Here is a 26360-nt window from a genome sequence, read left to right as displayed (position 1 = left end):
GGGCTGCCGGGCGCGGGGGTCTCGGGCCGGGGCTCGCGGGGTGCGGGCACCCTGGACTCGGCGGCGCGGAGGCTTTCGTGGGCGGTGAAGTAGGGGCGTACGAGGGCTACTTCCCCAGCGTCGATCTGTTCGCTGGGCGGCGTGAGTCGCGGCGCGGGAACCCTGGTGCGCGCGGTCGCCTCGCGAGGCCGGGGAGACGCGGGATGTGCGGGAGCCGCGCGACGTGCGGGGACCCGGTTCCGACCGGCCCGCACGGGAGCGGCGGGCAGTGGAGGAACGTAGCGGCGGACGCGGGTGGAGCGTCGTCGGCGGCCGACAACGGTGGAGTGGCGTCCGCACGGGGAGGAGAAGAACGCGATCAGCGGGCCGAGGGCACGGCTGAGAAGCGCAGCGCTAAACTGGCGCATGCTGGCAAATTCCTTGGGTTAAAGGGACGAAGTTGCTGGCCACGACCCCGGGCGGTGGGAAACCGTCGCGGGGTCTTTCCGCGTATGGAGTTGTGTGTTCGGGTAGAAGATTAGGGCACACGAAGCGTGATGGCGAAATTTTCTTCGAACCCGGCCCGAAAAAACCACCCGGTCGGACATAACCCCAGATCAGAGCACACACCGGAAAAGGACAGGTGGATTTTCACCCTCCGCCAAATTTATCCTGTTAGCCCGAATTGGAATTATTTGAGAGTGCGATGGCGGGCATGAAGAAGGGCAGCGCCTCCCGTGGAGGTACTGCCCTTGGTCGGGTGGTCGCTAGCCGTGGTGCTTGAGGGAGTCCACGAGCGCGGTCCACTCGCTGGCGGCGAACTCCAGTCGCCCCGGCTCACGGTTCTGGGTGCCGCGCACGTCCACGCCCGCCGCGTGCTCCCGCGCCTCGGCACAGTTCGATCCGTTGGGACTGTAGCTACTCTTGTGCCAGCCGTTCATGCGAGGTCCTTCAACGCTTCGAGTGAGTGTCTGGCAGGAAGCGCCACCGCCAGGGCCCCCGTGATGAGTGCGTGCAACCGCTCATGCGTGTGGGCCGGGTGGATGACGTTACCGTCTGGGCTGTCGCTCGTGATGACCAGTTCGCCGGAGTGCGGCCGAAGGTCGGAGCCGTCCAGCCGGAACGGGCCCGCGCCGTGTCCGGCTCCTACGCGACGGGCCGCATATCCACCACCACCCAGTCACCGGAGTTGTTGACGGCGAAGCACGTGTACTCGGCTCGCTCCACCCCGCCTGAGTCGTTCTCCGTGTCGGCGCTGGCGACGACCTCGTACTCCCACGGGTTTTCGGAGCTGGTCACGGTGATGTCGGAGGAGGTGTCGAACTCCGCGCCGACCAGGGACTCCCACGAACGCTCGACGTGCTCCTGGCACGTGGCCGCGGCCGTCGGCTTCTCGCTCTCGGCAGTGGGCTCGGGGCCGCACGCGGTGGCGGCCAGGGCGACGAGGAGAGCCGCGGGGGCGAGACGGGTGGGGTGCATGGTGCTCCGATCCAGGATGTGCGATCCGAGCGTAGAGGACCGGTTCGGAAGGGGCTGATCGGCCCTGCTGTCCCGGACGGCCGGGGCGCGGCGGACGCCGGAGCGGGCCCCTGACAGCTCCGACGGAGCCGCCCGCCCGGCGCCGGTCGGTGCCTACCGGTACCCGGCTCAGAACCCCCGGGACGCCCAGGCGTCGAGGTGCTCGGCTGCCTCGGCCACGGTGGTGGACTCCCCGTGGCCGGGGTGGACGACCGTGTCCGGCGGCAGGACCGCGAGGTGCTCGCGGATCGAGGCGATGATCGTGGGGAAGTCCGAGAACGGCTGCCCGGTGGCGCCGGGGCCGCCCGGGAAGAGGGTGTCGCCGGTGAAGACCGCCCCGAGCGCGGGCGCGTACAGGCACACCCCGCCCGGCGTGTGGCCCGGGGTGTGCAGCACCTCCAGCTCCACTCCCCCGACCACCAGCGCCTCGCCGTGCAGGAGCAGGGCGTCCGGCTCCCGGTGCGGGTGCACGCGGTACCACAGTTCGGCGTCGCCGGGGTGCAGCAGGATCGGGCAGTAGGCCAGGTCGGCCAGCGCGGCGGCCGCGTTGACGTGGTCGTTGTGCCCGTGGGTGGCCACGATGGCCATGAGTTCGCGGTCGCCCAGACCCCGGGCGATCGCCTCGTGGTCGTGGGCGGCGTCGATGACGATGGCGCTTTCGTCGTCTCCGACGATCCAGACGTTGTTCTCGACGTCGAAACCGCTGCCCTCGAGGCTGAAGACACCCGAGGTGCGCAGACGCTGGACGGGGGAAGGGGCGGTCACCGGCTCACCACCTGACCTCTCACGGACTGGTGCGACGCCTTCGAGCCTATCCCGTCGGGTCGCGGCGCACACGGTGATCGTGCGTAGGGGAACGCGGGGTTCTCAGCCCGCGGGCTCGAAGTTGCGGCGCAGGGCGTAGGGCTGGATGAGGCCGAGCCCGTGCGCGTGCCGGGCGCGCACCCGCACCACCTGGAGTCCCTCCTCGTCGGCGAGGCTCTCGGCGAGGCTCTCGTCGATGAGGACGGTGCCGGGTCTGGCGAAGGAGGTCAGGCGGCTGGAGCGGTTGACGGTCGTGCCGAACACGTCGCCGTGCAGGGTCAGCACCGGCCCGGCGGCCAGGCCGACCCGGACGTCGGGCACCTCCACGTGGGTCTTGACGCCCGAGGCCAGGCGCAGCGCGATGTCGGCGGCCTCGGCCGGGGAGTCCGCGACGTAGAGGATCTCGTCGCCCAGGGTCTTGACCACGCGGCCGCCGCCGGAGGCGACGATGTCGGCGGCGGTGGCCTCGAAGCCCTCGACCACCCCGGCCAGCTCGACCTCGTCGAGTTCGCGGCTCAGCGTGGTGAAGGAGACCAGGTCCGCGAACCCGACGACCAGCGGGTAGTAGTTGGGCACGGCGTCGTTGTCCGACATCACCGCGAGGGTGCGGGCCGAGGAGGCGGCGAGCTGTCTGCGCCAGATGTGCAACAGGAGCCGCTCCACGTCCGGCAGCAGCTCCTTGACCCGGTTCATCAGCGGGCTGACGGAGTCCTCGCCCTCCTGGTAGATGAGGGTGCTCAGTATGCTGGTCTGCCAGTCGGCCAGGCGGGCCATGGTCTGGCCCATCGCGCGGGCGAAGCGGACCACGCCCTCCTCGTCCAGGACGCCCTCCTGGACCAGGGAGTTGGCGATGCGCAGCGACTCGACGTCGCTCTCGGCGAAGGTGACGGTGTCGTCGCCCTGGTTGGGAAAGCCCAGGGCGCGCCAGATGCGCCCGGCCAGCTCGTTGTCGGCGCCGGCGAGCTCGATCGCCTGCTCCCTGGTGTAGACCGCTTCACCGCCGAGCAGGGCGGACTCGATCGCTTTCGGGTCGGGACGCGACGGCATACGTTCTCTTTCACGGGCCATCCCCGCCGGGGCGGGGAACAGTCACTTCGGCACCGGCCGGCAGGCGGCACGGGGTTCCACTCCAGCTTACGCCCGCGGTTCGTCCCCTGACAGGGTGCCTGCCGACGGGCCCGCTCGGCCCGCGGTCGGCGCGACGGCCGCGCACGGTGATGATCGCACACGCGGGGGTGGCAGCGGGAGTGCCCGGAGTCCCCTGCGGGCGGCGGCGCGGCGGCGGCGGAGGAGAACCGGTCGGCGGTCGGGACCCGGTCGGCGGCGGAGGGCCGCACGGCCGGGATCACGAGCCGGGGCGCACGTGGACGACGTCGCCCGCGCTCAGGGCCCGTTCCCCGCCGGGTCCGCGAACCAGCAGCCGGGCGTCGGCGTCCACGCCGGTGGCGGCGCCCTCCAGCACCCGGTCCCCGGGCAGGTGGACCCGCACGCGGCGCCCGACGGTGACGCACGCGTCCCGGTAGGCGGCGGCCAGCCCGCTGGCCTCGGCGTCGCCTCCGGCGGCGGTCCACGCCGTGTACAGCTCCTCGAACTCACCCAGGACGGCGGCGAGCAGGACGCCCCGGTCCAGGGCGTCCGACCCCTCCCCGCGCAGGGAGACGGCGGTGTCCACGGGGAGTTCGGCGCGTTCCTGGGAGACGTTGAGGCCCATCCCCACGACCACGCCGGCCCGGCCGGAGGAGAAGTCGGCCTCGGAGAGGATGCCCGCGAGCTTGCCGTCGGCCGTCGCGGGCTCCGAGCGCAGGTGCGCGGGGACGATGACGTCGTTGGGCCACTTGAGCGCGGCCTTGACCCCCGTCACCCGGTGCACGGCGCCGACCGCGGCCGCGCCCATGAGCGCGGGGAGCCAGCCCAGGCCGGTGACGGGCACCTCGGGCCGGACCAGGAGGGAGAAGGTGAGTGCGGCGCGGGGCGGGGTGGAGAAGCCGCGGCCCAGGCGCCCGCGCCCGGCGGTCTGGTGCTCGGTGACCAGCACGCTGCCGTGCGGGGCGCCCGCCACGGCGCGCGCGGTCAGCTCGGTGTTGGTGGACGCGGCCTCGGGGAGCACCTCGATCCGGTGCCACACACCGCCCGGACGGACGAGGGCGGCGTCGAGGGCCGCCGCGTCGAGCGGGGGTCGCGGGAAGGGATCGTGTGCGCTGGCCATGCCCCCATTACAGCAGCGCCGCACCCCTGTCCGGAAACCCCTGTGCGGCGAAGGGCAGCCCGTTGAGCTGAAACCAGCGCTTGGACGGTCGTGCGTTGCTGCGTTCAGCTACTGGGGGTGACGCGACAGATGAGTACCGCGGAAACTGAGACGGCTCCCGGAACACCGTCTCACTGGGAGCTCATGTTGCGCACCTGGAAGGAGTTGGACCTGCCCGACGGGTGGCGGGCCGAGGGCGGGCTCTTTCTCGTGGCACCCCCAACACGCGAACACGCCCCCGTCGTCTCCCTGATCCGAAGGGAGATGTAGCGCGGGTTCCTGCGGGATGGAAGCGACCTCGCGGACGCGAGCCTCCAGCAGACCCTTGATGTGCGCGTCCCCATGAGGACCGGCGTCTACATCCCCGGCCTCGTGGTCCTGCCCTGCTCGTCCATGGAGTACGACCCCGACAGCATGATGTCCGACGCCCTGCTGGTGGTCGAGGTGACGTCGAAGAGCACTGCGGGCAAGGACCGCAAGCCCAAGCTCTGGGGCTACGCCCACGCCGGAATCCCCCTGTACCTGCTGGTGGACCGCGGGGACCCGCAGACCGGCGGGGGCGAGGTCACCCTCTGCTCCGATCCGGGGAACGGCAGGTACACCAACTCCACGAAGGTCCCCTTCGGCAAGGAGATCCCCCCGAGCCGTTCGACCCCACCATCGACACCAGCGCCTTCCCCGAGTAACGGGCTCGGGCGCGCGAGGGCGCCCCGCGACCCCCTCCCGGGTGCGGGGCGCCCTCGCGCGTGCGGGCCGACCGGTGGTCAGCCGGTGTTCTGGAGCCCGGCGGCCACGCCGTTGACCGAGAGCAGCAGCAGCCGCTCCAGGTGCTGCTGGTCCTCCTCCGACAGGGAGTCGGCCTCCTCGCCCCGCAGCGCCTCCAACGCGCGAAGCTGGAGGTGGGAGAGCGCGTCCACGTACGGGTTGCGCAGGTCCACCGCGCGGGAGAGCACCGCCCGGTTCTCCAGCAGGCGGCTGTGCCCGGTCACCTTGAGCACCAAGTCGCGGGTGCGGTCGTACTCGGCCAGCACCAGCTCGGTCAGCTCCGGCCGCCCGCCCAGCGCCAGGTAGCGCTCGGCGATGGTGCGGTCGGTCTTGGCCAGGCTCATCTCCGCGTTGTCCAGCAGGGACGAGAACATGGGCCACTCGCGGTAGGCGGCCTGGAGCACGCTCAGGTCCTCCACGGCGGCCAGGCCCGTACCCAGGCCGAACCAGCCCGGGAGGTTGACCCGGGTCTGGGTCCAGGAGAACACCCACGGGATGGCGCGCAGGTCGCCGAGCCCTCGCGCCGCGCCGCGCCGCGAGGGGCGCGAGCCCAGCCGCAGCTCGCCAAGCTGCTCCAGGGGGGTGACCTGGGAGAACCACACCGCGAAGTCCTCGGTGTTGATCAGCTCCAGGTAGGCCTCCTGGGCGGCGCGGGCGATGGTGTCTGCGTGGGCGCGGTACTCGCGCTCGGCGGAGCGCTCACGCTCCTGGACGGCGTCGGTGGAGGCCATCAGCACCGCGTGGCCGACCTGCTCGATGTGGCGGCGGGCGATCGCGGACTGCCCGTAGCGGGCGAAGATGACCTCGCCCTGCTCGGTGACCTTGAACCGTCCGCCGACCGAGCCGGGCGCCTGGGCGAGCAGGGCGCGGCTGGCCGGACCCCCGCCGCGGCCGAGCGAGCCGCCGCGGCCGTGGAACAGGGTCAGGCGCACGTCGTGCTCGGCCGCCCACGCGGCCAGACGGGCCTGGGCGTCGTAGAGGCGCAGGGTGGCGCTGACCGGCCCGACGTCCTTGGCGGAGTCGCTGTAGCCGAGCATGACCTCAATCCTGCGGCCGGTCTCGTCCAGGCGCCTGTTGACCTGGGGCAGTTCGAGCATGCCGGCTAGCACGTGCGGCGAGGCGTCCAGGTCGGCGCCGGTCTCGAACAGCGGGACGACGTCCAGGACCGGCACGCGTCCTGCGGGCAGCGCGTGGGCGGCCAGCTCGTACACGGCCGCGATGTCCTCGGCGGAGCGGGTGAAGCTGACGACGTAGCGGCGGCAGGCCTCCACCCCGAAGCGCTCCTGGATCCAGGCGATCACCCGGATCGTGGCGAGGACCTCCTCGGTGCGCTCGGACAGCTCCTTGCCCTCGCGCAGTTCGGCGAGCGCCGCGGCGTGCACCTCGCTGTGCTGGCGGATCTCCAGTTCGGCGAGGTGGAAGCCGAAGGTCTGGGCCTGCCAGACCAGGTGCTGGAGCTCGCCGTAGGCCTGGCGGACCGCGCCCGCCTCGGCCAGGGACTCCTGCACGGTGCGCAGGTCGGCCAGGAAGGCGTCGGCGTCGGGGTAGGCCAGGTCGGCGTCGCGCTCGCGAGTGGCGCGCAGCCGGGCGGCGGCCAGCAGCAGGAGCTGGCGGTGGGGTTCGTTGGGCGAGCGCGCCCCGATCTCCGCCGTCAGCTCGGGCTGTCCCGCCTTGGCCGAGGCGAGCGCGTCCAGCAGCGCCGGGCTGGCGGGGGTGAGGTTGGAGTAGGCGGTGAGGGTGCGGGCCACCTTGGTGCAGGAGGCCTCCAGGCCGCGCAGAACGTGCTCGGACTGGATGAGCACGGCCTCGCGGGTGATGTCGGAGGTGACGTAGGGGTTGCCGTCGCGGTCACCGCCGATCCAGCTTCCGTAGCGCACGAAGGGCGTGGCGCGGGGCGGGCGCACGCCGGTGCCCTCGGGGTCGATGGCGGCGTCCAGGCTCCGGTAGACCTGCGGGATGACGGAGAAGATGGTCTCGTCGAACGCGGCGAGGGCGGTGCGCACCTCGTCGAGCGGGTTGAGCCTGGTATAGCGCAGCTGGGAGGTGCGCCAGAGCAGGTCGATCTCCTCCAGCAGGCGCCGGTGCGCCTCGGCGGCGGCGCTGCTGCCCTCGTGGGAGGCGTGCCAGGCCTCCAGTTGGGCGCTGACGCGCAGGATGGAGGTGGACACGGCGCGGCGGCGCGCCTCGGTCGGGTGGGCGGTGACCACGGGGTGGAACTCCATGCCCGCGATCAGCTCGTTGAGGCGTTCCTCACCGCCGTCGCCCTCGCGAATGGCGCGGACGGCCGCCGCGAGGGACTCGCGGGGCGGGTTGGCTGCGTCGTCGCGCTCGCGCAGGGCCCGCATCCGCTGGTGTTCCTCGGCCAGGTTGGCCAGGTGGAAGTAGACGGTGAAGGCGCGCGCCACCTGCTTGGCGCGCTCCAGCGGCCAGGCGGCGACGATCGCGGTGATCTCCTCCCCTGTGACCGACCCGTCGCGGGCGCCGATCACCGCTCTCCTGAGCTTCTCGACATCGGCGAGCAGATCCTCGCCGCCGCTTTCGGCGAGGACCGTTCCGAGCATCTCGCCGAGCAGTTTGACGTCATTCCTGAGCTGCTCGGGAACTTCCTGTCGTGCACTGTCGCGTTCCGCGCTTACCGCTGTCATGGTCAACGACCCTACAGAGATCGCACCCGCCACCAGGTGCGCGGGGGCGCATTTTCGATGTTTTACCCGGACGTTAAGCATTGTTGCTGACAAGAAAGGAGAGCACATTTCCTCACGCGTTTTCGGCGATACCGCGCTCCGCGCCGCGGACCCGGCGTGCACGTTCCGTCCGCCTCGCGTGCGCTCCGTGCACGCTCCGGACGCGGACCCCGACGACTGGGCTGGTCGAGGACGGTGCCCCCGCTTAGCTACTCACCGGTAACCAGGGCTGGGTTCCCGTGTGACGACCCCTCGCGGTTAACCTGCGTAGTTATGGCCACCGAAGCCCCTGAACCGCTGTCCGCGAACGAGATCGACATCCACACGACCGCGGGAAAGCTCGCCGACCTGCAACGACGCCGGTACGAGGCCGTACACGCAGGGTCTGCCCGAGCCGTTGAGAAACAGCACGCCAAAGGCAAGATGACCGCCCGCGAGCGGATCGACGCACTGCTCGATCCCGGCTCGTTCGTGGAGTTCGACGCCTTGGCCCGACACCGCTCCACCAGCTTCGGCCTGGAGAGCAACCGCCCCTACGGTGACGGCGTCGTCACCGGCCACGGAACGGTCGACGGACGTCCCGTGGCGGTGTTCAGCCAGGACGTCACCGTCTTCGGCGGATCGCTGGGCGAGGTCTACGGCGAGAAGATCGTCAAGGTCCTCGACCACGCCCTCACCAACGGGTGCCCCGTCGTGGGCATCAACGAGGGCGGCGGCGCGCGCATCCAGGAGGGCGTGGTCGCGCTCGGCCTGTACGCCGAGATCTTCCGGCGCAACACCCACGCCTCGGGCGTCATCCCGCAGATCTCCCTGATCATGGGCGCCGCCGCGGGCGGCCACGTCTACTCCCCCGCCCTCACCGACTTCGTCGTGATGGTCGACGAGACGTCGCAGATGTTCATCACGGGCCCCGACGTCATCAAGACGGTGACCGGCGAGGACGTCTCCATGGAGGAGCTGGGCGGCGCCCGCACCCACAACACCAGGTCGGGTGTGGCGCACTACATGGGCGCCGACGAGCAGGACGCGATCGAGTACGTCAGGACGCTGCTCTCGCACCTGCCCGACAACAACCTGGAGGAGGCGCCGCCGCTGCCTCCCGAGGAGGCCCCGGGCGACGAGACCACCGAGACCGACCTGGCCCTGGACTCGTTCATCCCGGACTCGGCCAACCAGCCCTACGACATGCGCACGGTGGTCGAGGCCGTCCTGGACGACGGCGACTTCCTGGAGGTCCACGCCCAGTTCGCCACGAACATGGCGGTGGGCTTCGGCCGCGTGGACGGCCAGTCCGTCGGCATCGTCGCCAACCAGCCCATGAGCCTGGCGGGCTGCCTGGACATCGACGCCTCCGAGAAGGCCGCGCGCTTCGTGCGCACCTGCGACGCCTTCAACGTGCCGGTGCTGACCTTCGTGGACGTGCCCGGGTTCCTGCCCGGCACCGACCAGGAGTGGGACGGCATCATCCGCCGCGGCGCCAAGCTGCTGTACGCCTACGCCGAGGCCACGGTGCCCCTGATCACCGTCATCACGCGCAAGGCCTTCGGCGGCGCCTACGACGTCATGGGCTCCAAGCACCTGGGCGCCGACGTCAACCTGGCCTGGCCCACGGCGCAGATCGCGGTCATGGGCGCCCAGGGCGCGGTGAACATCCTGCACCGGCGCGCCCTGGCCGCCGCCGACGACGTCGAGGCCGAGCGCACCCGGCTGGTCGGCGAGTACGAGGACACCCTCCTCAACCCCTACTCCGCCGCGGAGCGGGGGTACGTGGACGGGGTCATCATGCCCTCAGAGACCCGCGTCCGGATCGCCAAGTCCCTCAAGGCCCTGCGCAACAAGCGCAAGCAGCTGCCGCCCAAGAAGCACGGGAACATCCCGCTGTGAGCGCGCCGAAGAACCCGCCGCACCTGGCCGTGGTCCGGGGCGAGCCCACCGCCGAGGAACTCGCGGCCCTGACCGCCGTGCTCAGCGCCCGAGCCCGGGCCGCCCGGGCCGCCGAGGAGCCCGCCGCCGAACGCCCGTCCGGCTGGCGGGACCGCTCGCGCCTCATACGCGGCGCACCGCCCCGCCAGGGCCCCGGCGCCTGGCGGCTGAGCACGCGATGACCCCGCCACCCCCACCCGCAGACTCACCATGGAGCGGTCGGCGCGCTGTCCGCCCCGCGTCGAGCAGAAGGACTTCCCACCGTGCGTAAAGTACTGATCGCCAACCGCGGCGAGATCGCCGTGCGCATCGCCCGCGCCTGCCGCGACGCCGGACTGGCCAGCGTCGCCGTCTACGCCGAGCCCGACCTGGACGCCCTGCACGTCAAGGTCGCCGACGAGGCCCACTCCCTGGGCGGGGCCACCCCGGCCGACTCCTACCTGGACATCGCCAAGCTCCTGGCGGTGGCCCAGGCATCCGGGGCGGACGCCGTCCACCCCGGCTACGGGTTCCTGGCCGAGAACGCCGACTTCGCCCGGGCCGTCATCGACGCGGACCTGACCTGGATCGGCCCGCCACCCGAGGCGATCACCGCCCTGGGCGACAAGGTCCAGGCCCGCCACATCGCCCAGAAGGTCGGCGCCCCGCTGGTGGCGGGCACCGCCGACCCCGTGGAGTCGGCCGAGGAGGTCGTCGCCTTCGCCGAGGAGCACGGCCTGCCCATCGCGATCAAAGCCGCCTTCGGCGGCGGCGGGCGCGGCCTCAAGGTCGCCCACACCCTGGACGAGGTCGCCGACGCCTACGAGTCCGCGGTGCGCGAGGCGGTCACCGCCTTCGGCCGGGGCGAGTGCTTCGTGGAGCGCTACCTGGACCGGCCACGGCACGTGGAGACCCAGTGCCTGGCCGACACCCACGGCAACGTCGTGGTCGTCTCCACCCGCGACTGCTCGCTCCAGCGCCGCCACCAGAAGCTGGTGGAGGAGGCGCCCGCGCCGTTCCTGTCCGCGGAGCAGATGGAGCGGCTGCACGCCTCCTCCAAGGCCATCCTCGCCGAGGCCGGGTACACCGGCGCGGGCACCTGCGAGTTCCTGGTGGGCGTGGACGGCACCATCTCCTTCCTGGAGGTCAACACCCGCCTGCAGGTCGAGCACCCCGTGACCGAGGAGGTCACCGGCATCGACCTGGTCCGGGAGATGTTCCGCATCGCCGACGGCGAGGAGCTGGGCTACGGCGATCCCGAGGTGCGCGGGCACTCCTTCGAGTTCCGCATCAACGCCGAGGACCCCGGGCGGGGCTTCATGCCCGCGCCGGGCACCATCACCGAGCTGAACCTGCCCGGCGGCCCGGGCGTGCGCGTGGACACCGGCTGCGAGACCGGGTTCACGGTGCCCCAGGCCTTCGACTCGATGGTCGCCAAGCTCGTGGTGACCGGCCGCACCCGCGCCGAGGCCCTCCAGCGCTCGCGGCGGGCCCTGGCCGAGTTCACGGTCGGCGGGATGCCCACGGTGATCACCTTCCACCAGGCCGTGGTGGACGACCCGGCCTTCGCCCCGGCCGACCCCGAGCAGCCGTTCGGGGTCCACACCCGGTGGATCGAGACCGAGTTCGACAATCGTCTGGAGCCGTGGTCGGGCACCCCGGGCGAGCCGGTCGGGGCCGAGCGCGAGAGGGTCACCGTCGAGGTGGGCGGCAAGCGCGTGGAGGTCGTCCTGCCCGCGGGCCTGGGCGCCTCGCCCGCCGCCGCCCCGGCGGCGGGCGGTCAGCACCGTAGGAAGCGGACCGCGCGCGGGGGCGGCGGGAACACCGCGGCGGCGGGCGGCGACTCGCTGGTCTCGCCGATGCAGGGCACCGTGGTCAAGCTGGTGGCCGAGGAGGGCCAGCGGGTCGCCGAGGGCGACACCGTGGTCGTCATCGAGGCCATGAAGATGGAGCAGCCGCTCAACGCGCACAAGGCCGGGACGGTGACGGGCCTGAGGATCGCCGCGGGCGAGGCCGTGGGCAACGGCGCGGTGGTCTGCGAGATCAAGGACGCCTAGCGTCCGCCCCACGCGCGGGTGAGCCGCGCGCAGGCGCGGGGGGAGGCACCGGCGGCCGGTGCCTCCCCCCGCACGCGGTCAGCGGTTCAGGATGTCGGTCAGGTCGAGCTCGATGTCGAACGGTTGGGAGAGCGCGAGCTCGCCACGGTGCACGGTCGGCTGGCGGTAGCCACCACTCGGACTGCCCAGATCCCTCTCGTACGAGTAGAGCACCGCGTCGTCTCCCTCCCGCTCGATCCGCCAGTGGTTCGGGATACCCGCCCTGGCGTGGAGCTGGGGTCTGCGTTCGCGGTCCAGGATCTCCGACCCGGGAGGGACCACCTCGACCGCGAGCTCCACTGCGATCGTTCTCGTCGCCCACGGTAGCCGTCACTGTCACCCCGTAACGGTGTTTCCACAGATGGTCCCACCCGGCCCCGCCCCGGAGTGATCCTCGACGCATCCGAGCCGGGCGGAACGCGCCGCAGTGCCCGTGGAGTGGACGATGTGGCGCCAGGGACAGGAAGTTGTCGACGCCCCCGTATGGAATAGATAAGGAACGAACGTTATTGTCCTTGTCTGTGACGAACATCTGGGGACTGACGCGACGGTGGCACATCGACCTGTGCCGCCGCGGTTGTCAGGCGTGTCGCTAGGTCCACGCGCGCCCTTCCGGGCAGCGCGCCGCGCACCCTTCTTCCCCGTGTCACCATCCCCTCGGTGATGCCCGCCGTTCCCCGTGCCGGAAACCCCGGCGGCGCCGACCGCTCCGCCGTGCGTACCCCTCCGGCTGCCTTCACCACCACTGGAGTCCCATCCCGTGTCCGCACAGAGCACAGACGCGCCCAAGAAGCGCAGAACCCTCCGTTTCCCGTTCGCGGCACAGGTCCTGGCGGGCCTGGTCCTCGGCGTCGTCCTGGGGGCCGTCGCCTTCCAGCTCAGTCCGCCCGACGCCGAGACCGGTGACGCCACCAACTGGCTCGCCGTCACCCTCGACACCGTCGGCTCGACCTTCGTCACCCTGCTGCGGACCATCGTCCCGCCGCTGATCGTCCTCGCCGTCATCTCCTCCATCGCCAACCTGCGCAACGTCACCAACGCGGCGCGGCTGGCCTGGAAGACCCTGCTGTGGTTCGGCGCGACCGCCCTGGTCGCGGTGGGCATCGGCATCGCCCTGGGCCTGATCGTGCGGCCCGGCGTCAACAGCGGCGTGGACGCGACCACCGCCGCCGAGCCCTCGGGCACCGGCTCCTGGATGGCGTTCATCGAGAGCATCGTCCCCGCCAACTTCCTCGGCCTGGGCGCGAGCGTCTCCGGCTCCGAGGACGGCGGTTTCAGCGCCTCGCTGGACTTCAACGTCCTCCAGCTGATCGTCATCGCCATCGTCCTGGGCATCGCCGCGATCAAGGTCGGCAAGGCCGCCGAGCCCTTCATCGCCTTCACCGACTCCGCGCTCCAGATCGTGCTCAAGGCCCTGTGGTGGATCATCCGCCTGGCCCCGATCGGCACGGTGGGCCTGCTCGGCAACGCCGTGTACAGCTACGGCTGGACCACCATCGGCGCCCTTGGCAAGTTCGCGCTGACCATCTACATCGGCCTGGCGCTGGTGCTGTTCGTCGTCTACCCGGTGCTCGCCCGCGTCAACGGCCTCTCCCCGGTGAAGTACTTCAGCGGCGTGTGGCCCGCGGTCCAACTGGCCTTCGTGTCCCGCTCCTCGATGGGCACCATGCCCGTCACCCAGCGCGTGACCGAGCAGAACCTGGGCGTGCCGCGCTACTACTCCGCGTTCGCCGTGCCCTTCGGCGCCACCACCAAGATGGACGGCTGCGCCGCGATCTACCCGGCGATCTCGGCGATCTTCATCGCCCAGTTCTTCCCCGGCGTCAGCCTCGGCCTGACCGACTACCTGCTGATCGTGTTCGTGTCGGTGATCGGCTCGGCCGCGACCGCCGGAACCACCGGCGCGACCGTCATGCTGACCCTGACCCTGTCCACCCTGGGCCTGCCCCTGGAGGGCGTGGGCCTGCTGCTGGCCGTCGACCCGATCCTGGACATGGGCCGCACCGCGGTCAACGTGGCCGGTCAGGCGCTGGTCCCGGCCATCGTCGCCAAGCGCGAGGGCATCCTGGACGTGGCCCGCTACCACGCGCCGCGCGACGCCTCCGGCTTCGTGCCGCTGGACGAGGCGCACGACGACGTCGAGGGCGAGGTCGGCGAGCCCGGCGTGGAGAAGGTCCCCGCCGGAGCCTCCGGCCAGGGCTGACCCACGGCCTCACCCCGTCCGCAGCGGCCCGCCGGAGCACCTCCGGCGGGCCGCGCCGCGTGTACGGCGGGGAGAGCGCACACGGACGGGCGTGCGCCGCCGCGCGTGTGCGACAGTGCGTGTGCGACCGGTGAGGCCGCGCGCGACGGGTGAACCCGTGTACCGCCGGTGAGTTCCGGCACAGGGGGAACCCCGCGGGGGCACCCGTTCGTCTAGGTTGGAGAGGGAGGCGAGAGGAACGATCATGTTGCGCCGCTTGGTAACACCCACAGTGCTGACCGCCGGACTCGCGGCGGCGATGGTGAGCGCCGCGGTGGTGCCCGCCTCGGCTGACGCCCAGCCCCAACCGCCCGAGTCCCAGGCGATCGCCGAGGAGCTCGGGAAAGACAACGTCTTCATCGACCCGAGCATCGACGCGATCCCCGAGACCGAGCAGGGAATCCTGGAGTCGACCGCCGCCGAGGCGGACGTCCCCGTCTACTACGTGATCCTGCCCACCGACAGCGTCTCCTCCCAGTCCGGGCTGGACGCCCTGATGGACCCCGTCATGGACGAGGTCGGGGACGGGGTCTACGGCGTGTTCGCGGGCAGCCAGACCTTCCAGGTGCTGTCCCCCAACGTCGAGGACACCGAGGCGATCCGGGAGGTCGCCGTGCGGGAGGGCGGAGGCAACCAGGTCGACACCCTCGTCGCCGTCCCCGACGCCGCCACCCAGGTCGAGGAGGCCGAGCAGGCCGGGGCCGCCTCCGGGTTCGTGCTCCTCGGAGTCCTGCTGGCGGTCGTCGCCGCGGGCGCGTGGTTCGTCCACCGCAGCCGCAAGAGGCGCGAGGCCGAGAAGGCCAAGCAGTTGGAGGAGATCCGGCAGATGGCCACCGAGGACGTCGTACGCCTCGGTGAGGACGTCGCCCGGCTGGAGATCGACGTCTCCAAGGTCGACGACGCCACCCGCAACGACTACTCCCAGGCCATGGACGCCTACGACCAGGCCAAGGCGCAGCTGGACAACATTCGCGAGCCCGAGCAGGTCCGGCTGGTCACCAGCTCGCTGGAGGACGGCCGCTACTACATGACCGCCACCCGGGCCCGCCTCAACGGCGACCCGGTGCCCGAGCGGCGCGGACCCTGCTTCTTCAACCCGCAGCACGGCCCGTCCGTGGAGGACGTGACCTGGGCCCCGCCCGGCGGCGCGCCCCGCGAGGTCACCGCCTGCGCCGACTGCGCGCGTGCGGTGCGCACCGGCGGCCAGCCCGACGTCCGCCTGGTAGAGGTGGACGGCGAGCGCCGCCCGTACTACGACGCCGGTCCGGCCTACTCGCCCTACGCGAGCGGCTACTTCGGGATGAACATGATGATGGGCATGTTCACCGGCATGATGATGGGCTCCATGATGGGGTCGATGATGGGTATGGGCATGGGCGCCGGTGATGTCGGCGCGGGAGAGGACTTCGGGGGAGGCGACTTCGGAGGCGGGGACTTCGGAGGCGGCGACTTCGGAGGCGGGGACTTCGGAGGCTTCGACTTCTGACCCGCGCACAGCCGACAGGACGATGACGGGCCGAGGGCCCCGGGCGGACCGCTCGGGGTCCTCTTCGTGTCTCCACGTTTTCCACAGGCGGGAGTCGGGGCTGGTCGTGGGTGGTGCGGTGATGGTTTCCTGGAAATAGGGGGGACCCCACCCACGCAGGCTTCGGCATTCCCTCGAACATTCGGCGCTCGATCAGGAGAACGGTTCGAGGTGTGGGGAGGGCCCGCCCGCAGGGCCCCTCCCGCACTGTTCCCGGCGGGGGTTGCCGACGGGGGCGGGGGCGGTCACCGGAAGGCGACCGACGCCCTCACTCGCCCACAGCCGCTACCGGTCCGGTCTCCCCCGACGGGACCGCGAGCCCACGGCGTCAGGTCAGGAGGCCGTGGCCCGCACGTGCCGTTCCGCGATCCACCGGCAGACTGCGTCGGCGGTCTCCCGGGGCTCGGCGCCGGTGGTGTCCAGCAGGTCGACCGGGGGCTCCAGGCGCGCGGCCTCGGACTCCACCCAGGCCGCGTACTCCAGGGCCTCGGCGATCCGCTCCTCGTCCCACTCGCGCCAGGCGGGGCGGGCCCGCAGGCGCCCGGCCAGGACATCGGGCTCGCAGGTCAGCGCGAGGTAGTGGACGCCGGTGAACAGGGCGCGCTCGGGCAGGTGCTCCAGCTCCGGCGGCACCACCGTGCCGCACAGCACGACGGGCCGTCCGCTCTGCTGGACCATGGCGGCGGTGCGCAGCCAGGTGGAGCGGAACAGGCGGTGGTGGTCGGCGGGGTCGCGGAGTCCGCCGACCCACAGGAGGTCCTGTTCCAGGACGACGAAGCGGTCGCGGAGCCGCTCCAGCAGCGCCCCGGCGATGGTGGACTTGCCGGTGCCGCTCGGCCCCGACACGCAGTACAGGGGCAGGCGCAGGAACGGGCGTGTGCGCTGGCAGAAGGCGCAGCGCAGCACGGAGACCCCCGCGGCGGTGTCGGGGGTCTCGTCCCATTCCCCGCAGTGGGTACAGATCAGCGGGTGCACGGGTTACTCGTTCAGGTTGTCGGGACTGCTCGGCTCAGTCGAAGAGGCCTTCGAGGAAGCTCTTCTTACGGCGTCCGCCGTAGCCGCGCGGGGAGTCGGGGTAGCCGCCGTGACCGCCCCGGTAGCCCTTCGGCGAGTCCGGGTAGCCGCCGCGGTAGCCCTTCGGGGAGTCGGGGTAACCGCCCCGGTAGCCCTTCGGCGAGTCCGGGTAGCCGCCCCGGTGCTGCTGCGGGTAGCCGTGGGGCGGAGCCTGGTGGGGGTCGGGCGGCGGCGCGACACCGTAGTGGCGCTGCTCGGCGTTGACGACCCGCTCCAGCTCACCCCGGTCGAGGAAGATGCCCTGGCATCCGTCACACCGGTCGATGTGGACGCCCTGGCGGTCGAACGTGCGCATGGTGCTTTGACACTTGGGACAGATCACGAAGCGATATTACTCGATTCTTGTCAGGAGCGGGTAAAAAGGGGCGGCCTACTCCGGGGACGCCAGCATGAGCGAGCGGGCGGCCTCGGTCACGCTGCCCGACAGCGACGGGTACACCGAGAAGGTGTGCGCGATGTCGTCCACGGTCAGGCGCTGCTGCACTGCGATGGACACGCCCAGGATCAGCTCGCTGGCGCGCGGGCCGACGATGACCCCGCCCAGCACGATGCCGGTGTGCTGGCGGCAGATCAGCTTGACGAAGCCGTCCTTGACCTCGTTCATCTTGGCGCGCGGGTTGGTGTTGAGCGGCAGGGTGACCGACCGGCCGTCGATCCGGCCGCTGCGCACGTCGTCCTCGCTGGCGCCCACGGCGGCCAGTTCGGGGTGGGTGAACACGGTGGAGGCCACGGTGGAGAGCTTGAGAGGGGACACGGCCTCGCCGAGCGCGTGCCACATGGCGATGCGTCCCTGCATGGCGGCCACGGAGGCCAGCATGTTCACGCCCGTGCAGTCGCCCGCGGCGTACACGCCGGGGACGGTGGTGCGCGAGACCCGGTCGACCTCGACGAAGCCGCCGTCGCCCAGGCGGACACCGGCCTCCTCCAGGCCCAGGTCCTGGGTGTTGGGGATCATGCCGACCGTCATCAGGCAGTGGCTGCCCTCCACCGTGCGGCCGTCGGAGAGGGTGACGAGCACGCCGTCCTCGGTGCGTACCACCGACTCCGCGCGGGTCTTGTTGAGCACGGTCATGCCTCGGCGCATGAAGACCTGCTCCAGCACCTCGGCGGCGTCGGCGTCCTGGGTGGGCATGACGCGGTCGCGCGAGGAGACCAGGGTGACCTCGGAGCCGAGCGACTGGTAGGCGCTGGCGAACTCGGCGCCGGTGACGCCGGAGCCGACCACGATCAGCCGCTCCGGCAGCTCCTCCATGTCGTAGAGGTGGCGCCAGGTGAGGATGCGCTCGCCGTCGGGCTTGGCGGAGGGCAGTTCGCGGGGGTGGGCGCCCGTGGCGATGAGGACGACGTCGGCGCGCAGGCGCTCGTCGCCCACGGCCACGATGTGCGGGTCGACCAGGCGGGCCTCGCCGCTGACCACCTCCACGCCCTCCTTGACCAGGCGGGCGCGGGTGTCGTCGGACTGCGCCCGGGCCAGGAGTTTGATGCGGGAGTTGATCCGGTCGGTGTCCACCCGGACCGCGTCCTCGTCCTGGGCGTCGCGGATGCGGATGCCGAGGCTGTCGGACTCGCGTACGTACGTGGTGCGGGTGGAGGTGGCGATCAGGCTCTTGGACGGCACGCAGTCGGTGAGGACGCAGGCGCCGCCGATGCCGTCGCGTTCCACCACCGTCACGTCCGCGCCGAGCTGCGCGGCGACCAGTGCCGCCTCGTAGCCCCCGGGTCCGCCACCGATGATCACGACCTTCGTCACGCTAGCCTCACTCCCTCTGCGGCCTGGCCGCCACGCGCGTCCCCGGTCCGGGCGATATGCGGGCATGGCGCGGCACCACCTGTTTTCGTCGCTTGCTCCCATTGTCGGCCATGCCGACCGGGGGAAATAGCAGGCACCCCGGGCCGAGCGGTCTACGATGGCCCCGTGTCCATCTACGCGGCGTACGGAACCGGTCTCCACCCCGGTCAGATGGCCCGGCGGGCCCCGCACTCGCCCCTGATCACCACGGGCTGGTTGGAGGGCTGGCGGCTGACCTTCGGCGAGTGCCTGCCCGAACCCGGGGGCGCGCTGGCGACCCTGGTCGAGGACGCCGGTCGTCGGGTCTTCGTGGCGCTGTACGACCTCATGGAATGGGACGAACCCCACTTGGACTTCTGGCAGGGCGCCCTGGATGTGCCGCGCGGGGGCCACAGCCGTCTGCGGGGCGTGTCCGAGGACGAGTACGAGAGACTGCGGCGCAGTCGGGCGCTGTGGTCGGTCGCGGGCGACGGGCGGGCCTACCGCAAGGTCACGGTGCGCGCCCGGACGGCCGACCACGGTGTGGTGACGGCCTGGGCCTACGTGCTCGACGGCTACGAGGGCGGAATGCCCTCGGCTATCCAACTGGGCGAGCTGGCGGTGGCCGCCGAGAAGGCCGGGGCGCCCGACTGGTACGTCTCCGAGCTGCTCGCACGGGAGTGCCTGCCCACCGAGCTGTGACCGCCGCGTCCCCCTTCGGGCCGGGCGCGGGAACACACGTGCGCACGCTCCCGGACGGCGCGGTCACCCGGGGGTAGCATCCGTCGTGTGACGGAACCAGAGCAGCAGCCGAGGACGACCGGCGAGGCCGGGGAGCTGGCGGCCGACGCGGCGCGCGAACTCCTGTCCCGTACCGGTGCCGACAGCTTCGACGCGCTGTTGGTACTCGGCTCGGGCTGGGCGGGCGCGGTGGACACGCTGGGCTCGTACGACATCGAACTGGACGCCGCCGACCTTCCCGGCTTCCACGAACCCGCCGCCGAGGGGCACTCCGGCAAGATCCGCAGCATGTGGGTGGGCGACAAGCGCGTCATCGTGTTCATGGGACGCGTGCACCTCTACGAGGGCCGCAGCCCGTTGGAGGTGGCCCACGCGGTCCGCACTGGCGTGGCGGCGGGTGCGGCGACCGCCGTGCTGACGGGCGCCGCCGGGTCGCTGCGCGCCGACTTCGCCACGGGGCAGCCCGTGGTGGTGCGCGACCACATCAACCTGACCGCCCGGTCGCCGCTGGTGGGGCCCTCGTTCGTGGACCTGTCGTCGGCCTACAGCCCCCGGCTGCGACGGGCCGTCCAGGAGGCGGACGCCTCGGTCCCCGAGGGCGTGTACGCGTGCACGACGGGGCCGCAGACGCAGACCCCGGCGGAGCTGAAGGTGCTGCGCCAGGCGGGCGCGGACCTGGTGGGCCACTCGATCGCCCTGGAGGCGGTCGCGGCGGTGGAGGCGGGCGCCGAGGTGCTGGGGCTGGCGGTGGTCAGCAACGACGCCGTGGGGGCGGTGTTCGAGCCCTTCGAGGCCGAGCGCGCCCTGGAAGTGGTCAAGCAGCGGGCCCGCAGGCTGGGCGAGCTGCTCAACAGGGTGATCGGCCAGTCCTAGGGGGCGGCCTCGACGGCTGCGGGGGTGGGGCGCCTCCGACCGGGCCCGTCCGGTACCGGCGTGGCGAGCGTACACCCCGAGGCCTGGGATGGACGGTACCGACCGGGTTCCGGTCGGAGGCAGTGCTTGCCCCGGTGCCCGCGCCGCGCGGAATCCCCGCAGATCCCGTTGGACTCGCGACCTGGGCACCCTGTACTTCCGTTATTCAGTTGAACCGCGCGCGTCGCCCTCGGGCAAGGTCCGGGCGGACGGCCATCCGCGCGAAGTCGCCCGCCCGAAACACTCTCCCTTAGGCATGCCTTACCTAACCAGAACTCCGGGGGCGCGTCAACCCCGGACGTGGCGGACCCGGCCGCCACACGGGGGCGGGGCCGGGCCGGACCCGGCAGCGGCGGCGCTCAGGCCAGCAGGAACACCGCCGCGAGCAGGACCGCGGTCGCGCCGATGACCGCGATCACCTCCAGGGGGACCATGGTCTGCGGCTCGTCCTGCGCGCCCAGCGCGGCGGGGCCCGCCTCGTCCACGTCCCTGACCGGTCCGCTGAGCGGGCGCGCCTTGTGGCGCTCGGCGTCCTGGCGGAGCTGCCGGGCGGACAGGTCCACCGGACGTGTGGAAGCGGGGTCCCCTTCGTCGTCCGGATCGAGGAATCCCCCCTCCCGTCGCATGTTGTCGCGGACCCGCTGGCGCTTGGTCTCGCGCAGCGGCCACGAGCGCACCACGCCCCCGGGAGTGTGCACCCGCAGGACGTCGGTGACGTCCACCCAGAGCACCGCCGCCCACGGCACGAAGGTCTCGCGCAGCGGGTTGACCACCCTCAGGCCGCGCTCGGTGGAGACCACGCGCGGGCGCAGCCAGACCAGGTAGACCGCGGAGACGGTCGCGATCAGCAGCGCCCCCGCGATCCAGGCCTGGCGGCCCTCGCCGCGCAGGAGCACGTCCACCAGCAGCAGGGCCGCGATCACGATCCACACGATCGCCGCCACCCGTGTGAAGGTGGAGTAGTGGGTGGTGGGGTTGGGGCCTTCCATCAGGAGGTCGTCCACTTCAGCTGCGCGAAGCCGGGCTTGATGACCCCGTTGATCAGCGCCAGGCGCTCGTCGAAGGGCAGGAAGGCCGACTTCATCGCGTTGACCGTGAACCACTGGATGTCGTCCCAGCCGTACCCGAAGGCCTCGCAGAGCCGGGCGAACTCCTCCGACAGGCTGGTGCCGCTCTGGAGGCGGTTGTCGGTGTTGACGGTGACGCGGAAGCGCAGGTCGCGCAGGAGCCGGATGGGGTGGTCGGCGATGGACTCCGCGGCTCCGGTCTGCACGTTGGAACTGGGGCACATCTCCAACGGCACCCGCTTGTCGCGCACGTACTGGGCCAGGCGGCCCAGCCGCGGGGCGCCGCCCTCGGTGTCGATGTCGTCGATGATGCGCACGCCGTGGCCCAGGCGGTCGCACCCGCACCACTGCAGGGCCTCCCAGATGGAGGGCAGGCCGAACGCCTCGCCCGCGTGGATGGTGAAGTGGAAGTTCTCCCGGCGCAGGTACTCGAACGCGTCCAGGTGCCGGGTGGGCGGGTTGCCCGCCTCGGCGCCCGCGATGTCGAACCCGGACACGCCCGCGTCGCGGTAGCGGACCGCCAGCTCGGCGATCTCCGAGGAGCGGGCGGCGTGGCGCATGGCGGTGACGAGCTGGCCGGTGCGGATGCTGCGCCCCTGGTCGGCGGCGCGCTTCTGGCCGAGTTCGAGGCCCTCCTGGACGGCCTCGACGACCTCCTCCAGGGTGAGCCCGGCCTCCAGGTGCTGCTCGGGTGCGTAGCGCTGCTCGGCGTAGACCACGCCGTCGGCGGCCAGGTCCTCCGCGGCCTCGGCGGCGACCCGCACCAGGGCGTCACGGGTCTGCATGACCGCCGTGGTGTGCGCGAACGTCTCCAGGTAGAGCTCCAGCGAGCCGGAGTCGGAGGCCTCGCGGAACCACCGCCCCAGCTCCTGCGCGTCGTAGGTGGGCAGACCGGTGTAGCCGGTCTCCCGGGCCAGTTCCACGACGGTGGCCGGGCGCAGCCCGCCGTCGAGGTGGTCGTGCAGCAGTACCTTCGGCGCCCGCCGGATCTGGTCGGCTGTGAGTGGCTGGTTCATGGATTCAGGATGCCACCAGCCGGGGAGCCGTCCCGACAGGCGGACGCGGGTCGCCGCGCCGAACGGCCGGGCTGCGGCCGGGAGCCGGGACGGCGGGCGGGGAGCCGGGCGGTGCTATGCGCTCGGGCGCGCTGGGGTCCGCCGCGGTGCGCGCGGCGGCTCGGGGCTCCCCGCCCGCGGGCCGTCTCAGGCCATGGCCTCCTCGGTGCCCACGCGGGTGTCGCGGCGCGAGCTCTCCCACAGCGCGGTCAGCGCGGTGGTCACCATGAAGCGGGTGCCCGTGCCGATGGCGCGCTCGTCCACGTCGAAGGTGCCCCGGTGCAGGTCCAGCATGGGTCCGTCCCAGTCCGGGGAGTGGGTGCCCAGGCGGGCCAGCGCGCCGGGGACGTGCTCCAGGTACCAGGCGAAGTCCTCGCCGCCCAGGCTCTGCGGGGTGGAGGCCGCCGCATCGGGACCCAGGGCGGCGGCGACGGCCTCGCGCATGAGGGCCACGCTGGTCGCCTCGTTGATGGTGGGCGGCACGCCCCGCCGGTAGGTCACCTCGGCCTCGGCGCCGTAGGCCGAGGCCACCGACTCCACCAGCCCCTTGATGATGTCGGGGGCCGCGTGCCAGGCCTCGTCGTCCAGGCAGCGCACGGTGCCCTCGGCGACGGCGTCGTCGGGGATGACGTTGGGCGCGGAACCGGCGCTGATCCTGCCCCACACCAGGCTGAACCCGGCACGGGGGTCGATCCGCCGCGACAGCGCGGCGGGCAGCTCGGTGACGACCTTGCCCAGGGCGTAGACGAGGTCGGAGGTCAGGTGCGGGCGCGCGGTGTGCCCGCCCGGGCCCGACAGCCGCACCATGAGCTGGTCGCAGGCGGCGGTGATGCCGCCGGTGCGCAGCCCGACCCGGCCCGCCATCAGGCGTGGGTCGCAGTGCAGGGCGAAGATGCGGTCCACACCCTCCATGGCACCGGCGTTGACAACCTCCACCGCGCCGCCGGGGAGCTCCTCTGCGGGCTGGAAGACGAGGCGGACCCGGCCGGGCAGCGCGCCCGCCCGCTCCAGCTGCGCCAGGAACACCCCGGCCGCCAGCACGACCGTGGTGTGCACGTCGTGCCCGCAGGCGTGGGCGACCCCCGGCACGGTGGAGCGGTAGGGGACGTCCTTCTCGTCCGTCAGGGGCAGGGCGTCGATGTCGGCGCGCAGGGCCACCAGGGGACCGGCGCCGGATCCGACGTCGCAGACCAGACCGGTGCCCTGGGGCAGTTCCCGCGGTTCGAGGCCCACCTCGCGCAGGCGTTCGGCGATCCGCCCCGTGGTGCGGTGTTCGGCGAAGGCGAGTTCGGGGTGCATGTGCAGGTCCCGTCGGAAGCCGCTCAGCTCCCGCCCGTGCCGCGCCAGGAAAGCGGTCAACTGTTCCGGCAGGTCATGTCCCTGCATGCGAGGGTCCCCTCTTCTCCACGTCTCAGCGTGTACCGGCTCCGTCGCCGGCACCGACCCTTGCGCGGGTGGGAGGACCGCCCTGGAGCTCGGCGGCGAGCATGTCCACGACGTCGTCGAGGGACCCGCCCTCGGCGATGACCGCGCGCTGACGTTCGTAGGAGGCGCCCTTGTCCAGGATCTCGGAGATCAGGTCCAGGTCCTCGGCGCAACCCAGGCGGGTCGCGACCGGTCTCAGCTCGCGGACCAGCTCGTACAGGTCGTCGCGGAGCGGAACCGTGGTCCCGCGCGCGTCCGTGATGACACGAGCGTCGAGTCCGTAGCGGGTGGCACGCCACTTGTTGTCCTTCACCACCCAGGACGGCGGGCTGGGCAGACCGTACCCGCGGTCGAGCTGGTGATCGAACAGCTCCACCAGGCTCTGAGAGAGCGCGGCGGCCATTCCCACCTCGCGCAGGGTGGGAATACCGTCGAACATCCGGATCTCGATGGTGCCGAAATCAGGGTGCGGACGGATGTCCCACCACACTTCCTTGATAGAGGCGATGGTACCTGCCCGGAGAAGCGTTTCGAGGTATTCCTCGAAAGCGGCCCAGTGCGGGAGGTTCGGCGGCGGCCCCGCGGTGGGCAGCGTGCCGAAGATGACGGACCGGGAGGAGGCCAGGCCGGTGTCCTGTCCGCCCCAGAACGGGCTGGACGCGCTCAGGGCGAGGAAGTGCGGCAGGTAGTGCGACAGGGCGTTGACCATGGGGATGGCCTTGTCCCTGTCGCGCACGCCGACGTGGACGTGGACGCCGCACGTCAGGATGCGCCGGACCAGCCACTGCATCTGCTCGACCAGCTCGCCGTAGCGCTTTCCGGGGCTGAGCTCCTGGTCGCGCCAGTCGTCGATGGGATGGGTTCCCGAGCAGGTCAGCGTGGTCCCCCAGGGCGCGAGGACCTCCCTCATGCGGTCGAGGTTGCGGCCCAGGTCGCTCCTGGCCTCCTCTACGGTCTCGCAGATCCCGGTCACGACCTCCACCTGGGACTGCATGAGCTCGTGGCGGAGCGGCGGGGCGGAGTCGGAACTGAGCTCGGGGAGTTCGGCGAGGAGCTTGGGCGCCTCCTGCCTCAGGTGCCGACTGCGCCGGTCGACGAGCTGGAGTTCCCACTCCACTCCGATCGTCGCGCGTTCGGACGAGTTGAATGCGATTCCCATCTGCCCTCCGAAGGGGGTGTTTGCGGCCGTCCTCGGCCGTCGCACCGTCGCGCCCCGGAGAACCGGTCAACCGGGACAGGGGAGGACTACCCCTCACGCACCGCACACATACGGGACAACCGCCCCGCTTCATACGAATTCCGTGGAAAGAATTTCTGTTTCGGACGAGTCGCCGGAGCGCCTACGCGCGGTCGCCGCGGCGTCGGCGCAGCGCCCACGCCGCGGTGCCCGCGGCGCCGGCCGCCCCCAGCAGGGACAGCACCCCGGCCAGCGCGCGCCGGGCCCGGCGGCGCTCGGCCGCCTCACTCGCCGACACCCGGGCCGAAACCCCCGCGACCCAGTCCGGGCGGGTCCAGTCCATGCCGTGCTCCTCCGGCAGGGGCAGGGAGCCGGTGTAGGGCGGCGGCACCGGCAGCCACGTGGCCGTCCACGCCGCGCTGAACATCACCAGGCGCATCACGAGGTTGATCCACACCAGCAGCCCCACCAGGACGGCGAAGGACGCGTAGACGGGGTTGCTGAGCGTCCCGGCGAGCAGCACCGCCGCCGCGGCCTTGAGGACCTCGAACCCGACCGCGCCCAGCAGGGCTCCCCTCCACATCATCCGCGTGGGCCGACCGCTGCCCGACAGCAGCGCGAAGGCCAGCACGAAGATCGCCATGTTGGCGCCGACCGCGATGGCCAGGGCGAGCGCGCGCAGGGACAGGTTGGCCAGGAGGGAGCTGTCCAGGCCCACCAGCCCGAGGAGCCACTGCGTGGCGGCCTGGGCGACGCTGGTGAAGGCCACCGCGAGCAGCAGCGCCGCGCCCAGGCCCAGCATGACCAGCAGGTCGGCCAGCTTGCGCAGGAGGAGGTTGGGGCCCTCCTTGAGGTTCTTGAGCCAGATGGAGTGCAGGGCCTCGCGCAGCGCGGACACCGCGTTCAGGCCCGCGTAGAGCAGACCGAGCACACCGATCACACCGGCGCCCACACGGGCCTGGGCGATCTCGTCGATGGGCAGTTGCTCGGACAGGCCCGGCAGGACGCCGTCCAGGGCCTGCTGGAGGTAGTCCCCCACCTCGACCTGCACGGCGGCGAGGTAGCCGACCGCCGCGAAGGCCAGCGCCAGCAGCGGGAAGAAGGACAGGAAGGCGAAGTAGGTGACCGCCCCGGCCAACTGGTTGCCGTTGCGGTCGGCGTAGCGCTCGTAGGCCCGGACCAGGTGGTCGACGGCGGGCCTGCGCCTGCGCATCTCCCAGTACGTGTCCATGCCCAGGTTCCGGTAGTGCCTGCCGGCGTCCCTGGCCCTGTCCAGCGCTGCGGCCACGCGGCCTCCCTCTCCGTCGCACGTGTCACCCGTGTCCCTACCCCGCGCGGCCGCGCGGGGTAGGGACACGGGTGACACGTGCGACGGAGAGGG

22 protein-coding genes and 3 pseudogenes are annotated in these 26360 nt (G+C 71.9%); 9 read left to right on the top strand and 16 right to left on the bottom strand.

Features of this window, described 5'->3' with window-relative positions; genetic code table 11:
- The 6 genes and pseudogenes from ABD54_RS28890 to ABD54_RS06740 form a co-directional block, all read right to left on the bottom strand.
- Nucleotides 1-407, bottom strand: a pseudogene (locus tag ABD54_RS28890) (hypothetical protein); the annotation flags it as partial.
- 339 nt (nucleotides 408-746) lie between these two features.
- A complete protein-coding gene (locus ABD54_RS27065) occupies nucleotides 747-920 on the bottom strand; it encodes a DUF397 domain-containing protein (protein WP_082166712.1) in 174 nt (57 codons plus the stop codon).
- Between the two features lie 205 nt (nucleotides 921-1125).
- The gene (locus ABD54_RS06755; RefSeq protein WP_047868530.1) at nucleotides 1126-1458 is read right to left on the bottom strand and encodes a hypothetical protein; all 333 of its coding nucleotides are present in this window, start codon (nucleotides 1456-1458) and stop codon (nucleotides 1126-1128) included.
- 168 nt (nucleotides 1459-1626) lie between these two features.
- Nucleotides 1627-2262 (bottom strand): MBL fold metallo-hydrolase, encoded by a 636-nt coding sequence (locus tag ABD54_RS06750; RefSeq protein WP_047868531.1) that lies wholly within the window; start codon nucleotides 2260-2262, stop codon nucleotides 1627-1629.
- A gap of 102 nt (nucleotides 2263-2364) precedes the next feature.
- On the bottom strand, nucleotides 2365-3348 hold the full coding sequence (locus ABD54_RS06745; RefSeq protein WP_047868532.1) for an adenylate/guanylate cyclase domain-containing protein: 984 nt from the start codon (nucleotides 3346-3348) through the stop codon (nucleotides 2365-2367).
- Between the two features lie 298 nt (nucleotides 3349-3646).
- Complete coding sequence (locus ABD54_RS06740; RefSeq protein ID WP_047868533.1) at nucleotides 3647-4507, bottom strand: biotin--[acetyl-CoA-carboxylase] ligase; 861 nt, start codon at nucleotides 4505-4507, stop codon at nucleotides 3647-3649.
- 183 nt (nucleotides 4508-4690) lie between these two features.
- Here ABD54_RS06740 and ABD54_RS29345 point away from each other — a divergent pair, with 183 nt between their 5' ends.
- Both ABD54_RS29345 and ABD54_RS28885 read left to right on the top strand, forming a co-directional pair.
- Complete coding sequence (locus ABD54_RS29345; protein WP_268778174.1) at nucleotides 4691-4816, top strand: hypothetical protein; 126 nt, start codon at nucleotides 4691-4693, stop codon at nucleotides 4814-4816.
- 72 nt (nucleotides 4817-4888) lie between these two features.
- Nucleotides 4889-5143: pseudogene (locus ABD54_RS28885) on the top strand (Uma2 family endonuclease); the annotation flags it as partial.
- Nucleotides 5144-5310: 167 nt separating this feature from the next.
- Here the strand turns inward: ABD54_RS28885 and ABD54_RS06730 are convergent.
- Nucleotides 5311-7956, bottom strand: coding sequence for a phosphoenolpyruvate carboxylase (locus ABD54_RS06730; RefSeq protein WP_268778175.1), 2646 nt, complete (start codon nucleotides 7954-7956; stop codon nucleotides 5311-5313).
- A 312-nt stretch (nucleotides 7957-8268) separates the two neighbouring features.
- Between ABD54_RS06730 and ABD54_RS06725 the strand changes: the two genes are divergently transcribed.
- The 3 genes from ABD54_RS06725 to ABD54_RS06715 all read left to right on the top strand — a co-directional run bounded on the left by ABD54_RS06725 (nucleotide 8269) and on the right by ABD54_RS06715 (nucleotide 11954).
- Nucleotides 8269-9879 (top strand): acyl-CoA carboxylase subunit beta, encoded by a 1611-nt coding sequence (locus ABD54_RS06725; protein ID WP_047868535.1) that lies wholly within the window; start codon nucleotides 8269-8271, stop codon nucleotides 9877-9879.
- The gene (locus tag ABD54_RS06720) at nucleotides 9876-10100 is read left to right on the top strand and encodes an acyl-CoA carboxylase subunit epsilon (RefSeq protein ID WP_047868536.1); all 225 of its coding nucleotides are present in this window, start codon (nucleotides 9876-9878) and stop codon (nucleotides 10098-10100) included. Before ABD54_RS06725 ends, ABD54_RS06720 begins: the two co-directional genes overlap by 4 nt.
- Nucleotides 10101-10181: 81 nt before the next feature.
- Nucleotides 10182-11954: a biotin carboxylase N-terminal domain-containing protein gene (locus ABD54_RS06715; RefSeq protein ID WP_047868537.1), complete on the top strand. Its 1773-nt coding sequence runs from the start codon at nucleotides 10182-10184 to the stop codon at nucleotides 11952-11954.
- A 78-nt stretch (nucleotides 11955-12032) separates the two neighbouring features.
- Here the strand turns inward: ABD54_RS06715 and ABD54_RS06710 are convergent.
- Nucleotides 12033-12302: pseudogene (locus ABD54_RS06710) on the bottom strand (Uma2 family endonuclease); the annotation flags it as partial.
- A 451-nt stretch (nucleotides 12303-12753) separates the two neighbouring features.
- Between ABD54_RS06710 and ABD54_RS06705 the strand changes: the two are divergent.
- Nucleotides 12754-14196: a dicarboxylate/amino acid:cation symporter gene (locus tag ABD54_RS06705; protein WP_047868548.1), complete on the top strand. Its 1443-nt coding sequence runs from the start codon at nucleotides 12754-12756 to the stop codon at nucleotides 14194-14196.
- Nucleotides 14197-14467: 271 nt separating this feature from the next.
- On the top strand, nucleotides 14468-15721 hold the full coding sequence (locus ABD54_RS06700; protein ID WP_047868538.1) for a hypothetical protein: 1254 nt from the start codon (nucleotides 14468-14470) through the stop codon (nucleotides 15719-15721).
- Between the two features lie 372 nt (nucleotides 15722-16093).
- Here ABD54_RS06700 and ABD54_RS06695 read toward each other — a convergent pair whose 3' ends face one another.
- Genes ABD54_RS06695 through ABD54_RS06685 form a run of 3 tightly spaced genes read right to left on the bottom strand, consistent with a single transcriptional unit; the run spans nucleotide 16094 to nucleotide 18584 of the window.
- Entirely contained in the window at nucleotides 16094-16735 is a 642-nt protein-coding gene (locus ABD54_RS06695) for an AAA family ATPase (protein WP_047868539.1), read from the bottom strand.
- A 34-nt stretch (nucleotides 16736-16769) separates the two neighbouring features.
- Complete coding sequence (locus ABD54_RS06690) at nucleotides 16770-17156, bottom strand: zf-TFIIB domain-containing protein (protein WP_082166714.1); 387 nt, start codon at nucleotides 17154-17156, stop codon at nucleotides 16770-16772.
- Nucleotides 17157-17204: 48 nt separating this feature from the next.
- Complete coding sequence (locus tag ABD54_RS06685; RefSeq protein ID WP_047868541.1) at nucleotides 17205-18584, bottom strand: NAD(P)H-quinone dehydrogenase; 1380 nt, start codon at nucleotides 18582-18584, stop codon at nucleotides 17205-17207.
- A 165-nt stretch (nucleotides 18585-18749) separates the two neighbouring features.
- Here ABD54_RS06685 and ABD54_RS06680 point away from each other — a divergent pair, with 165 nt between their 5' ends.
- Both ABD54_RS06680 and ABD54_RS06675 read left to right on the top strand, forming a co-directional pair.
- Nucleotides 18750-19304, top strand: coding sequence for a gamma-glutamylcyclotransferase family protein (locus tag ABD54_RS06680; RefSeq protein WP_200904056.1), 555 nt, complete (start codon nucleotides 18750-18752; stop codon nucleotides 19302-19304).
- Nucleotides 19305-19391: 87 nt separating this feature from the next.
- Nucleotides 19392-20216, top strand: a complete 825-nt coding sequence (locus ABD54_RS06675) for a purine-nucleoside phosphorylase (protein WP_047868542.1) — start codon at nucleotides 19392-19394, stop codon at nucleotides 20214-20216.
- 398 nt (nucleotides 20217-20614) lie between these two features.
- Here the strand turns inward: ABD54_RS06675 and ABD54_RS06670 are convergent, their stop codons facing one another.
- The 5 genes from ABD54_RS06670 to ABD54_RS06650 form a co-directional block, all read right to left on the bottom strand.
- Complete coding sequence (locus tag ABD54_RS06670) at nucleotides 20615-21244, bottom strand: PH domain-containing protein (protein ID WP_200904057.1); 630 nt, start codon at nucleotides 21242-21244, stop codon at nucleotides 20615-20617.
- Entirely contained in the window at nucleotides 21244-22338 is a 1095-nt protein-coding gene (locus ABD54_RS06665) for an adenosine deaminase (RefSeq protein WP_047868544.1), read from the bottom strand. Before ABD54_RS06665 ends, ABD54_RS06670 begins: the two co-directional genes overlap by 1 nt.
- A gap of 186 nt (nucleotides 22339-22524) precedes the next feature.
- Nucleotides 22525-23763, bottom strand: a complete 1239-nt coding sequence (locus tag ABD54_RS06660) for a M20 family metallopeptidase (RefSeq protein WP_047868545.1) — start codon at nucleotides 23761-23763, stop codon at nucleotides 22525-22527.
- 25 nt (nucleotides 23764-23788) lie between these two features.
- Nucleotides 23789-24961: a glutamate--cysteine ligase gene (locus tag ABD54_RS06655; protein WP_047868546.1), complete on the bottom strand. Its 1173-nt coding sequence runs from the start codon at nucleotides 24959-24961 to the stop codon at nucleotides 23789-23791.
- Between the two features lie 181 nt (nucleotides 24962-25142).
- On the bottom strand, nucleotides 25143-26267 hold the full coding sequence (locus ABD54_RS06650) for a YihY/virulence factor BrkB family protein (protein ID WP_047868547.1): 1125 nt from the start codon (nucleotides 26265-26267) through the stop codon (nucleotides 25143-25145).
- Between the last annotated feature and the right edge of the window lie 93 nt (nucleotides 26268-26360).

Source organism: Nocardiopsis sp. RV163 (assembly GCF_001029525.1).
GTDB lineage: Bacteria > Actinomycetota > Actinomycetes > Streptosporangiales > Streptosporangiaceae > Nocardiopsis > Nocardiopsis dassonvillei.
This window is presented reverse-complemented; position numbering and strand designations above follow the sequence as displayed.

Bases quoted from the DNA above. Each gene is read 5' to 3' on its own strand.
- ABD54_RS27065 (WP_082166712.1), bottom strand. From the start codon at position 920: ATGAACGGCTGGCACAAGAGTAGCTACAGTCCCAACGGATCGAACTGT.
- ABD54_RS06755 (WP_047868530.1), bottom strand. From the start codon at position 1,458: ATGCACCCCACCCGTCTCGCCCCCGCGGCTCTCCTCGTCGCCCTGGCC.
- ABD54_RS06745 (WP_047868532.1), bottom strand. From the start codon at position 3,348: ATGCCGTCGCGTCCCGACCCGAAAGCGATCGAGTCCGCCCTGCTCGGC.
- ABD54_RS06740 (WP_047868533.1), bottom strand. From the start codon at position 4,507: ATGGCCAGCGCACACGATCCCTTCCCGCGACCCCCGCTCGACGCGGCG.
- ABD54_RS29345 (WP_268778174.1), top strand. From the start codon at position 4,691: ATGTTGCGCACCTGGAAGGAGTTGGACCTGCCCGACGGGTGGCGGGCC.
- ABD54_RS06730 (WP_268778175.1), bottom strand. From the start codon at position 7,956: ATGACAGCGGTAAGCGCGGAACGCGACAGTGCACGACAGGAAGTTCCC.
- ABD54_RS06725 (WP_047868535.1), top strand. From the start codon at position 8,269: ATGGCCACCGAAGCCCCTGAACCGCTGTCCGCGAACGAGATCGACATC.
- ABD54_RS06670 (WP_200904057.1), bottom strand. From the start codon at position 21,244: ATGGAAGGCCCCAACCCCACCACCCACTACTCCACCTTCACACGGGTG.
- ABD54_RS06665 (WP_047868544.1), bottom strand. From the start codon at position 22,338: ATGAACCAGCCACTCACAGCCGACCAGATCCGGCGGGCGCCGAAGGTA.
- ABD54_RS06660 (WP_047868545.1), bottom strand. From the start codon at position 23,763: ATGCAGGGACATGACCTGCCGGAACAGTTGACCGCTTTCCTGGCGCGG.
- ABD54_RS06655 (WP_047868546.1), bottom strand. From the start codon at position 24,961: ATGGGAATCGCATTCAACTCGTCCGAACGCGCGACGATCGGAGTGGAG.